Raw genomic sequence first — 12,091 nt, 5'->3', positions numbered from 1 at the left:
GAGGTTGCTAGATGAACCGGAAGGGCAGGCCCGAGATGAGCGCTTTGACAAAACGTTTTTTTTGAAAGCGCCCGTTCAGCGATACCCGCGGCAGCTGCGTCGGCTTTTCGAGGCTGTGGGGACCAATAACGCCGGCCTGCGTGGTCACGGCCGCGGAAAATCCCGCGTCGTGAACAGCTTTCGCTTCGCGTTCTCCCACCGCCCTTACCCAGCCATAGGGATAGGAAAAGGACCGTGGCCGATGGCCGACATAGGCTTCCACCCGACGTGCCGATTCTGCGATCTCATAAGCCAGGCGCGCCGCATCGACCTTGCGCATATTCACATGCGTCATGGTATGGGCACCAAAATGAACCAGAGGATCTTCCGACAGCGTCCTGAGCTCATCCGTATCCATGACGAGTTCGTCCACGATCGCGATGGGATCGACGCCATGTTGCCTCGCGGCACGGTCGATTCTTTCCACCGCCTCGTCTTCCGAAAAGTTCTGGACGAAATCTTCAAGCCGCGTGAATGCCTCCGCTTTCTGCGAAGGGTTGGCGCATGCCACCTGCTCCGGCCCCGCCCCGAAATCGAATTCGAAAGACGCGGCCTTCTGCGTCAGGGCAGCGGCGGTTTCCCACCAAAGGCTGCGTGTTCGCTCGACAAAGCCCGGCGTGATGAAAATAGTGTAAGGCACGGCATATTTGCGGAAGATCGGCGCTGCATGATCGGCATTGTTGCGATAGCCATCATCAAGCGTGAAGGCGCAGAACGACCGACCTTCGTGGTTATCGGCTAGCAGAGCCGGCAGATCGTGCAGATGGACCGGAACGAGGCCGCATTCGAGCGCAGCCTGTATCGCCTCTTCCAGAAATTGCGGCGTAACAGACAATTGAACGTTCGGTACAAAGGCCGAAACAGCCCTGCCCGGGCGCACATGGTGAAGTGTAAAAATCACACCACGCCCGGCAAAGGACGGAAACGCCGACCGGACAGGCGGGAAAGAACTCACTTCCAGCCCCGCCCTTATGGCCCCATATTTTGCGAGGCGTTTGAGCGGCGGTAAAAATCCCGTTTTCGATTGCCCTGACGCCAGACCGGGAAGGATGCGTTTTTTTATGACCCGCCAGACCGTCAATGGCAGATCGATCAGGCCCGGCAAGGGATCGTTCAGCGCAAAAGAGGCCCAGCTGCGGATTTTGCCCAAAGAGGCGAAATAGTCTCCAATCCTCGTCTCACCCCTCCGGGCCAGAGTGAAAGCCGCAACGGTATCGCGGACAAGATAAGACCAGGAAACGCCCTGCCGCGCGCTGACGGGCTGGCCAGTCTGTTCGTCATTCGCGACCCGCCACAGCAAAGCACCAAGATCGACGCCTGCGGCCGAACAGAGGCCGAACCACGACCATGGGCGCGGATTGACATCGAGAAGTTTCAACTCGCCATCCCGGCCGTCGAGCTTGAACTCGACCTCGACAAGCCCGCTATGGCCCGCGGATTTCAGCATTTTTCGGGCCGCATCGATCGCTTGCCCGTTATCGACAACCTCGACACGAGTGCTGGTATAACCGAAATCGACGGGGTATTGCCGGGCGCGCCGGGCCGTGAATTCGGCCACCGGCTCTCCATTGAGCCACAGTGCCGCGTAGGAAAACTGGCTTTCTCCGCAGCCGGGAATGCGTTCCTGCACAACGACATTGCCAGCGCCGATCTCTCCACTCGCATCGGCGAAAGCGGTCTTCAGCGCCTGGCGATCATCCGCCCGGATCACCTTCGCCCGGGCAATCGTGGTATCACCGCCCCCCATGTTGGGCTTGAGAATGACGGGAAACATCACATCCAGCGCATCGATGTCGGCGTCCGATGTCAATGCATAGGTCCGGGGAATGTTGACGCCAAGCTCCGCCGCGCGCTTGTAAAGCAGCGGTTTTTCACACAGCCATTGCAGAGCCGCCCAATCCGGCAGAACGATTTTATAAAGAGCGGAAAGCTCCTCACGGTGCTGCGAAATGAGCTGGACCTCGCCATCGCCGGACGGCACCAGCAGACAGCCCTTCAAACCGTGCTTCTCGGCCATTTGACGCAGGAACACGATCGCCCCGGCATCATGCGGGCCAGCCCAGCGAATTGTTTCCCGCACGAAGCGCGACCAGCCCGGCAAGGGGGAATCGTGGGTGAGATAATAGACGGGCACATTCAGGACGCCGAGGCTGCGCGCAAGGGCTAGCGTGCCGTGAGCGCCGCCGACAATAACAACACCTGGAATGGTCAAAGCCTGATCCCCGTCCTATTCCATATCTTGATCGCAAAAATTGATAAATAAATTCGATATTTCGAAAGTATTGAGCGGAGAGATATCGAATGGCGCGGAAGGCCAAAGCGCCTGTGCTCTTTATTCCTTTGGCAGGCGCTTTGTCGTTGCTTTGAAAAGACGGCGACCTTCAAGCCTCTTTGCGGACGGGGCGCGGCTCACCATTGTCATCCACCGCGACCATGATGAAGACGGCCTCCGTCACCTTTTCGCGTGAATCCTGATAATGCCTGCGGGTCCAGGCTTCGATCTTGAGCGTGACGGAGGTGCGGCCGATCTTTTCGATCCTGGTATAGACGCACAATGTATCGCCGATCTTGACCGGCTTCTTGAAGACGATCTCATTGACTGCCACGGTGACGGTGCGGCCGCCGGCCACATCATTGGCGCGAACGAAAGCGGCAAGGTCCATCTGCGACATGACCCAGCCGCCGAAAATATCACCGGCCGGGTTGGCGTCGGCGGGCATTGCAAGCGTTCTGAGCGTGAGTTCCATGTCGGCGGGCGGTTGCTGGTCCATGTCTCAAAATCCTTTCACAAACCTCCCGCTGCCGGACTTAAACAACCGCGCCCTATCCGCCAATAGCCGATTTTTCGCGGCAGCCCTTCCAAAACAGCAAGGAATCACAGGGCCGTCGTAAGCTTCGGTTAACCATGATGGGGCACGATTCCAAAAAACGCGAGGGCGTGCGAATGGCCTATGACTGGAGTGGAAACAACACAATACAGCAGCGCTACGACCGTATTGTCCTGGCGGTCGCAAGCGTCGTCGCCATCAGCCTGGCGACAGGCACACTTGCCCTGCGCTCGCAGGTGGAGCCGGAATCCGCGATAAGCCTCGTCAAACAGCAACGGCTCGCTTCAGACAGCTGGCATTTGCGGCTCTGATCCGCTCCCATCAGGCTCAGGGCCCGACGATTTACTGCGGAGCACTATCGGGCCTGGAAGTATTTTCCTTCGGAAAGGTGTGGTCGAGATGGGCCACTTGAGGCGTGAGGATCGACAGGAATGTTTCCGACCGGCCGATATAGATGATCGCCGCGCCGTCGATCCCGTTCAAAACCTCCGCCAGCGTATCCTGCGTCTGTTTTTCCAGCCCTTCCAGCAAATCGTCGATCACGAGGAATTTCGGCTTCAAAAGCAGGGCATTGGCAACACGGATGCTGGCCTGCTCATCCGAATCGAGTTTCTTGTCCCAACGGATATTTTCATCGAGACGCGAGGCCATTTCTCCAAGCCCGCATGCGGTGAGCACCGCGAGATAATCCGCATCCGTAAACCGCTGCGGCGCGCGCGGATAGGCGAGGATTTCGCGCAGTGAACCCGACGGTAGATAGCCGTGCTGGGCGATGAAAAGCGTGTCGGATTGTTCGGGCATCTCGATCCTGCCCTGCCCCCAGGGCCAGAGCCCCGCCATGGCCGCAAACAGCAGCCGCCTGTTCACGCCCTGCTCGCCGTTTATCATCAGCCGTCCGCCCGGCCCGACCTCGATCTCGGCCTCGCGCAACCTGAACCCACGCTCCATATCCTGTCCGCCCGCATCACGGCAGATCGTGACCGACTGCAAACGAACCCTCTCATTCTCCGCGCTGCGTTGCAGATCAATCGTCAGGCCGTGCTGTTCAACGCTGTCCATCTGGATAAGGGCATTCCGGAAGACGGAAACGCGCTGCAATGTCGCCTTCCAGCTGGCGATAGGGCCGAAATTGTCGATATACCAGCGCAGCGCCGTATTGACCTGGTTGAAGGCGCCGACGGCCATCATCAGCCCACCGAAGGTGAGGTTGCCGGAAAAATAAACCGGCGCCGCGATCAGGATCGGCGCCACCACCGCCAGCCAGCCATACCCTGCCGAGACCCATGTGAGATGCGTCAGCGCCATGGCAAGGCCCCGGATGACGCCGAGCACCGCGTCAATATCGATACCGATCCGACGCCTTTCGTTCTTCTCACCGCGCGCAAGGGCAATGGCGGCAAGATTTTCGCTCGCCCGCATCAATGAAAAACGCAGTTCCGCTTCTTTGGAATAACGTTCGGCATTCAGCCCGACCAGCCGATAACCGACGAGATTGCTGAGAAGCGAGGCGGAACCGGCATAAAAGATCGCCGCCCAGACCATATAGCCGGGGATAGCATAGGTATCGCCGCTGATGGTGATGGTAAAACCGGCCGAGAGCGACCAGAGGACGCCGATAAAGCTGACGAGCAGGATCGTCGCGTTCACGAGACCGATAGAAAGCGCCGTACTGCTTTCCGCAAGGTTGCGGACATCGTCATGCAGGCGCTGGTCGGGGTTGATGGCGATCGTGCCGAAACCTGCAAGACGGGCGGCGCGACCCGGTTTCAGCCATTGATCCACCATATCCTTGGCAAGACCTTCGCGCATGTTCAGCGCCGTCATCTGGTTCAGCCAGGTCTGGATGACGTTGAGCAGCAGCAGCAGTCCCGCGATGATGGCGAAGACCTCGAGCTGATGAATGAATGCATCAAGATCGCGCCGTTCCAGGGCATTGTAAAACGGCGCATTCCATTCATTGAGCCTGATCTGCCCATAGGCGGTGAGCAATATCACCGTGAGCAGCGCGATCGACAGCAATATCAGCCGGGTGCGCACCGGCGATGTCCAGAAGGCGCGCCCCATCATCCGCAGCTGGGCGGGAAAATCGAGATCGAAACCCGAAAGATTAGCCGCGCTCTTGCGCTGATCGTCGGTCACGGTTGTTGCCATTCATTCCATTCCGAAACGTCAGTCGGCAAAGAAAGCGGGTCGCGATTCTGCGCCTTGCGATGCCAAGCAATAACATGCTGTTTAACCTTGTCCACAATCCCGGCGAAATCTCCGCGACGGTGATTGAAAAGCCCGGGCAATTCTTCGTTCGGGCAAACATCGTGGTCTCAACCAACAATGCGATTGCCCCCGGAAATGATCCTTGCTTTCTTTTCCTGCATTGCACAAAATCCGAATAATTTCAGAGGGGCGGACAAACCGCATAAACCGGAAAAACCGGGCAAGGCAGATTAATGGCGATCAAAGCGAGCATTTATCATCTGACGCATTATAAATACGACAACCCGGTTCGCCTTGGACCACAGATCATAAGACTAAAGCCCGCCTCGCACTCCAGAACCCGCGTCATCAGCCATTCGCTCAAGGTTTCACCCTCCAATCACTTCGTGAACCTTCAGCAGGACCCCTACGGCAATTACCTCGCCCGTTTCGTTTTTCCCGAACCGGCCACGGAGTTTAAGATCGAGGTCGATCTTGTCGCCGATATGACGGTTTACAATCCGTTTGATTTCTTCGTGGAGGAAGAAGCGACAAAGTGGCCCTTCGATTATCCGCAGGAATTGCGTGACGATCTCTCCATCTACATGAAGCCGGAACCGACCGGCCCGCTGCTCGCCGCCTTCATGGCCACCGTCGACCGCACACCGGGGCAACCGACTGTGGACATGGTCGTTGGCCTCAATGCCCGCCTGCAACAGGAGATCGGCTACGTCATCCGCATGGAACCAGGCGTGCAGACGCCTGAGGAAACGCTTGCCTCCGGCAAGGGGTCGTGCCGCGATACCAGCTGGCTGCTCGTGCAGGTTCTGAGGCACCTTGGCCTCGCCGCCCGCTTCGTGTCGGGATACCTCATCCAGCTGACGCCAGACCTCAAGGCGCTGGACGGCCCATCCGGCACCGAGGTGGATTTCACCGATCTTCACGCCTGGGCGGAAGTCTATATGCCCGGCGCAGGCTGGATCGGCCTCGACCCCACCTCAGGTCTTCTGACCGGCGAAAGCCATATTCCGCTGGCGGCAACGCCACATTATCGCAATGCCGCACCGATTTCCGGCGGCTATTACGGCCATGCCAACACGGAATTCGCCTTCGACATGCAGGTCCGCCGGGTTGCCGAAACGCCGCGCATCACCAAACCTTTTTCGGATGAAAGCTGGGAGGAACTCAATGCGCTCGGCCAGGAGGTCGACGAGGTTCTGAATAGCCATGATGTCCGGCTGACGATGGGCGGCGAGCCGACCTTTGTTTCCATCGACGATTTCGAATCCGACGAGTGGAACACCGGCGCGGTCGGGCCGACGAAGCGTGAAAAGGCCGACGCCCTGATCCGCCGCCTGCGTGAGCGTTTCGCACCGGGCGGCTTTTTGCATTACGGACAGGGAAAATGGTATCCGGGCGAAAGCCTGCCCCGCTGGACCTTCTCGCTCTATTGGCGAAAGGACGGCCTGCCGATCTGGCAGAACCCGGCGCTGATCGCCGAAGAGGGCGCCAATACAGGCGTCAGGGCGGAGGATGCGCAGAAATTGCTGGACGGCATAGCCAACCACCTCGGCATCGAGCCGGAGCTGGTGCTGCCGGCCTATGAGGATCCGGCCGAATGGATCATCAAGGAAGGCAGCCTTCCCGACAATGTCGACCCGTCCAATTCCAAACTGAAAGACCCGGAAGAGCGAAATCGCATTGCCCGCGTCTTCGAGCGTGGACTGACGACACCGACCGGCTATATTCTTCCCGTTCAGGCGTGGAATGCACGCGCCGCCGGCAAGCGCTGGATCAGCGAAAAATGGAAAACGCGACGCGGTAAAATATTCCTCGTTCCCGGTGATAGCCCGGTGGGTTACCGCCTGCCGCTCGGCACCCTGCCTCATGTGCCGCCATCCGCCTATCCCTATATTCATGAGGCCGACCCTTCGATCCCGAGAGGTCCGCTTCCCGATGTCCTGACGCCATCTGGCCGCGCCATGCCTGAGGCTTCCTTCCAGGCGAGTGAAGGGGCGGGGCAGGAGCGCATCGAGCAGACGCTCGGCGAAATCGGCGGCGCGGTGCGCACCGCACTCTCCGTCGAGCCGCGCGATGGCCGGCTCTGCGTCTTCATGCCACCGGTCGAGCGCATCGAGGATTATCTGGAACTGATCGCCGCTGCGGAAGCGGCAGCAGCCAATCTTGGATTACCCGTCCATATCGAAGGTTATGCGCCGCCCCATGACGAGCGTATCAATGTCATCCGCGTCGCGCCCGATCCCGGTGTCATCGAAGTCAACATCCACCCCGCCGCGGGCTGGAAGGACTGTGTCGATATCACCACCGCCGTTTATGAAGAAGCGCGTCAGTCGCGTCTCGGCGCCGACAAGTTCATGATCGACGGCCGCCACACCGGCACCGGCGGTGGCAACCATGTGGTCGTGGGTGGGGCGAACCCCAATGACAGCCCCTTCCTGCGCCGTCCTGACCTTCTGAAGAGTCTCGTCCTGCACTGGCAGCGACATCCGTCGCTCTCCTACCTCTTTTCCGGCCTGTTCATCGGCCCTACAAGCCAGGCGCCGCGCATCGACGAGGCGCGCCATGACAGTCTCTACGAGCTGGAAATCGCGATTGCGCAGGTGCCCGCACCCGGCGAGGGCGTGCCGCCGCTGCCGTGGCTGGTCGACCGCCTGTTCCGCAACCTGCTGACAGACGTGACGGGCAATACTCACCGCGCCGAAATCTGCATCGACAAGCTGTTTTCGCCTGACGGGCCGACCGGCCGCCTCGGCCTTGTGGAATTCCGCGGCTTTGAAATGCCGCCGAACGCACGCATGTCGCTTGCCCAGCAATTGCTGGTGCGTGCCCTCATTGCCCGCTTCTGGAAAAACCCGGTCGCCGGCAAATTCGTGCGCTGGGGCACAGCGCTCGCCGATCGTTTCATGCTGCCGCATCATATCTGGGCGGATTTTCTGGATGTGCTCGCCGATCTCAGGGAAAACGGCTTCGACGTGAAACCGGAATGGTTCACCGCCCAGCAGGAGTTCCGTTTCCCCTTCTTCGGCGAGGTGGAATATGAGGGCGCGAAGCTGGAACTGCGCCAGGCGCTGGAACCCTGGCATGTGATGGGCGAACAGGGCGCCATTGGCGGCACCGTGCGTTTTGTCGACAGCTCCGTCGAGCGCCTGCAGGTGCGGCTGGAGACCTCCAATCCCGCCCGCTACACCGTGGCGTGCAACGGCCGCGCCGTTCCGCTGACGCCGACGGAAAACCGCAGCGTTGCGGTGGCCGGCGTCCGCTTCAAGGCATGGCAGCCCGCCTCCGGCCTGCATCCCGTTCTGCCCGTCAATTCACCCTTGACCTTTGACATTTATGATACATGGTCGAGGCGATCGATCGGCGGATGCATCTACCATGTTGCTCATCCGGGCGGGCGCAATTACGAGACCTTTCCCGTCAACGGCAATGAGGCCGAGGCACGCCGCCTCGCCCGTTTCGAACCATGGGGGCATACGGCAGGGCAATATCCGCTACAGGCGGAAACCGTGTCGCCAGAATTTCCGCTGACGCTCGATCTGCGTCGGCCTTACGGAGTGTAAATTGTCCAAAGCCCCGGCAACGGAACGCAAAACGGAAACGAGCGCGCAACCGCGCGGGCTTGAATATTCCCCCTTGCCGGGCGTCGCTGACGAAATGCTCGATACCAACGGCAAGGTGAGGCCGGTCTGGAAAAACCTGCTCGATGCCCTGTCGCGCATGTCTGAACGGGAACTGCACGAGCGTTTTGCCCGCACAGACCGTTATCTGCGCGATGCCGGCGTGTTCTACCGCGATTACGGCAAGGGCAGCAGCGAAAGAAACTGGCCGATCTCCCATATTCCCGTGCTGATCGACGACAGGGAATGGGCCGTCCTTTCCGAAGGGCTGAAACAACGCGCCGATCTTCTGGAAGCCATGGTCGCCGATTTCTACGGCGAAAACCGGTTGGTGAAGGAAGGTTACGTGCCGCCGGCACTGATCGCTTCCAATCCGGAATATCTGCGGCCCATGGTCGGCGTAAAACCGGCAAGCGGCCATTATCTGCATTTCTGCTCGTTTGAAATCGGCCGCGGCCCCGATGGAAACTGGTGGGTGCTGGCCGACCGGACGCAGGCGCCTTCCGGTGCGGGTTTCGCGCTTGAAAACCGGGTGGCGACCACCCGCGCACTGTCCGACATCTACGCGGAAACCCATGTGCACCGTCTGGCGTCGTTTTTCGGCGCTTTCCGCGATACGCTGCAGGCGCACCGGAAACACCCTGACGACCGCATCGCGGTGCTGACGCCCGGCCCCGCCAACGAGACCTATTTCGAACACGCCTATATCGCCCGTTATCTCGGCTTCATGCTGCTGGAGGGCGAGGACCTCACCGTCGTCAACGGCCGCGTCATGGTCAGAACCGTGGCGGGGCTCAAACCCGTCGGCGTTCTCTGGCGGCGTCTGGACGCTTCCTATTCCGATCCGCTGGAACTCAACCAGCAATCCCATATCGGCACGCCGGGCATGGTGCAGGCGCTGCGCAATGAAGCGCTGACCATCGTCAACGCACTTGGCAGCGGCATTCTCGAAACGCGGGCGCTGCTCGCCTTCATGCCGCGCATCTGCCGCCACATTCTGGGCGAGGAACTGAAGCTGCCCTCCATCGCCACCTGGTGGTGCGGGCAGGAGGCCGAGCGCCGCCATGTTGCCGGCAATATCGAAGGTATGGTCATCGGCCCGGCCTATTCGCGGATGCCTTTCTTTGACGATAACGGCCAATCCGTGCTCGGCTCTTCGCTGCGGGAAACGGCAAAGGAATCGATCAGCGACTGGCTTGCCTCCGACGGCCACAGGCTGGTGGGTCAGGAAGTGGTGAAGCTTTCAACCACCCCGGCCTATATCGACAACAAGCTCGTGCCGCGCCCAATGAGCCTACGCGTTTTTGCCGCCCGCACCCAGGATGGCTGGCAGATCATGCCGGGTGGCTTCGCACGGATTGGAAGCGGCGACGACGTTTCCGCAATCGCCATGCAATCTGGCGGGAGTGCGGCGGATGTCTGGATCGTCAGCGACAAGCCGGTGGAACGCACCACCCTTTTGCCCGCAGAGGAGAGCTTCACCCGCAACATGCCCGGAAGCCTGCCGAGCCGTGCGGCCGACAATCTCTTCTGGCTTGGCCGCTATATCGAGCGTTCGGAAGGCGCCTTGCGCATCCTGCGCGCCTGGCATGGACGTTATGCCGAATCCGCTGATCCACGCCAGCCGCTGCTCGCCCATGTGACGCATTATCTCGAAGCGCTGGACGTGGAGATGAACGACGCCGTGCCGGAAAGCCTGTTGAACAACATCAACAGCGCGCTTTATTCCGCCAGCAATATCCGCGACCGCTTTTCGCCTGACGGATGGCTGGCGCTGAACGATCTTGCCAAGACTGCCCGCCGCTTCCACGCGAAAGTGGCCCCCGGCGATGATGCCACCCATGCCATGACGATCCTCTTGCGCAAACTTGCGGGCTTTGCCGGTCTCGTGCACGAAAACATGTATCGCTTTACCGGCTGGCGTTTCCTGTCGATCGGCCGTTATCTCGAACGTGGCCTGCATATGACACGTCTTCTCGGCCATATGACCGGCCCGGATGCGCCTGACGGTTCCTATGACATGCTGCTCGAAATCGGTGACAGCGTCATGACCCATCGCCGCCGCTACAATGTCAGCACGGCCGGCCTGACCGTGACCGATCTTCTGGCGCTCGACCCGCTCAATCCCCGTTCGATCCTGTTCCAGCTGAACGAGATCCGCACCGAGGTGGAGCAGCTTCCGAACGCCTTCGTCAATGGCCAGATGTCGCCCTTCTACCGCGAGGCGATGCGCCTGCATTCCGGGCTGGCGGTCATGACGCCTGAAAACATGAACGGCGCGATCTATCGTCAGCTCGAAACCGATATGGAACATCTCTCCGATGTTCTTGCCCGAACCTATCTCGGATAATCCTATGCTCTACGACCTTTCCCTGCATATGGGTTACACCTACGACACACCGGCCCACGGCGCGCGCCACATCATCCGCGTTCTGCCGCTCTCCATTCCCGGCCGGCAGCGGCTTGTCGCCGGTTCCATCGATGTTTCGCCGACGCCGGAAGAACGTGTCGCCTTCGATGATTTCTTTCATCAATCGGCGACCTCGGTGCATCTGCGCGCGCCGCATGAAAAACTCGACATCCGCATGCAGGCCCGCGTGATGGTGGAGGCACCGGCGCTGACGGCGGATTTCTCTCCGGAGCTTTACCGCCTGCCGCAGGAGCTTGCCGATGTCTGGTCGCTCGATTCCCAGTCGCCGCACCATTTCATTGGCGCAAGCCCGAGGATTGGAATGGACGCGGCGATATCCGCCTATGCCCGGGAGTTGCTGAAACCCGGAATGACCATTCGCGAAATCGCGCGCTCTCTGTGCAAACGCATCCACAGGGATTTCACCTATGATGGCGAGGCGACGACGGTGGATACGACGCCATCGGAAGCCTTCAAGCTGAAGCGCGGCGTGTGTCAGGATTTTTCGCATATCATGATCATGGCGCTGCGCAGCCTCGGCATTCCCGCCGGATATGTCAGCGGCTTCCTGCGTACCATTCCCCCACCGGGCAAGGAACGGCTGGAAGGCGCCGATGCCATGCATGCCTGGGTTCGCATCTGGTGCGGCGAGGCAGCCGGTTATCTGGAGCTCGATCCCACCAATGATATCGTCGCGGGAAGCGACCACATCGTCGTCGGTTATGGCCGGGATTATTCCGATGTCGCCCCGGTCATCGGCGTCTTGAAGAGCTATGGCAACCAGCAGATAAAACAGGCCGTCGACGTCATCCCCGTCCAGTAATGATACGACGTGTATTATTGCGGCCATCGCGCGAAACAATTCTTGAAAATACTTTGAAAACTGCACCAAATTGAACGCTGCGTAAAATTGAACCGATCACGTTAGCGGATTCTACATCGTTTGCGGGTTTCCTGCGCTCAATCGAATATTCTAATCGGTGAGC

At 59.8% G+C, this 12,091-nt stretch carries 7 protein-coding genes; 4 read left to right on the top strand and 3 right to left on the bottom strand.

Annotated features, from left to right (window positions below; translation table 11 throughout):
• Window positions 1-7 precede the first annotated feature (7 nt).
• Window positions 8-2,251, bottom strand: a complete 2,244-nt coding sequence (locus V6R85_RS20450) for a polysaccharide deacetylase family protein (RefSeq protein WP_336377179.1) — start codon at window positions 2,249-2,251, stop codon at window positions 8-10.
• 169 nt (window positions 2,252-2,420) lie between these two features.
• Entirely contained in the window at window positions 2,421-2,810 is a 390-nt protein-coding gene (locus V6R85_RS20445; protein ID WP_003506036.1) for an acyl-CoA thioesterase, read from the bottom strand.
• 173 nt (window positions 2,811-2,983) lie between these two features.
• On the opposite strand from V6R85_RS20445, the gene V6R85_RS20440 reads away from it, so the two are divergent.
• Window positions 2,984-3,178, top strand: a complete 195-nt coding sequence (locus V6R85_RS20440) for a hypothetical protein (RefSeq protein ID WP_035212966.1) — start codon at window positions 2,984-2,986, stop codon at window positions 3,176-3,178.
• Between the two features lie 31 nt (window positions 3,179-3,209).
• On the opposite strand, the gene V6R85_RS20435 is transcribed toward V6R85_RS20440, so the two are convergent.
• Window positions 3,210-5,018, bottom strand: coding sequence for an ABC transporter ATP-binding protein/permease (locus V6R85_RS20435; RefSeq protein ID WP_099086267.1), 1,809 nt, complete (start codon window positions 5,016-5,018; stop codon window positions 3,210-3,212).
• Between the two features lie 293 nt (window positions 5,019-5,311).
• Here V6R85_RS20435 and V6R85_RS20430 point away from each other — a divergent pair, with 293 nt between their 5' ends.
• From V6R85_RS20430 to V6R85_RS20420, 3 genes are read left to right on the top strand one after another with little or no spacing between them, the layout of a single operon-like run.
• Window positions 5,312-8,638 (top strand): transglutaminase family protein, encoded by a 3,327-nt coding sequence (locus V6R85_RS20430; protein ID WP_112356574.1) that lies wholly within the window; start codon window positions 5,312-5,314, stop codon window positions 8,636-8,638.
• Window position 8,639: 1 nt separating this feature from the next.
• Window positions 8,640-11,045, top strand: coding sequence for a circularly permuted type 2 ATP-grasp protein (locus V6R85_RS20425; RefSeq protein ID WP_080864706.1), 2,406 nt, complete (start codon window positions 8,640-8,642; stop codon window positions 11,043-11,045).
• Between the two features lie 4 nt (window positions 11,046-11,049).
• Window positions 11,050-11,928: a transglutaminase family protein gene (locus V6R85_RS20420; protein WP_060723102.1), complete on the top strand. Its 879-nt coding sequence runs from the start codon at window positions 11,050-11,052 to the stop codon at window positions 11,926-11,928.
• The last annotated feature ends 163 nt before the right edge of the window (window positions 11,929-12,091 follow it).

The sequence above is a fragment of the Agrobacterium sp. CCNWLW32 genome, from assembly GCF_037083425.1.
Taxonomy (GTDB): domain Bacteria; phylum Pseudomonadota; class Alphaproteobacteria; order Rhizobiales; family Rhizobiaceae; genus Agrobacterium; species Agrobacterium radiobacter.
The sequence above is the reverse complement of the archived record's forward strand: the minus strand, read 5'-3'. Positions and strand labels throughout refer to the sequence as shown.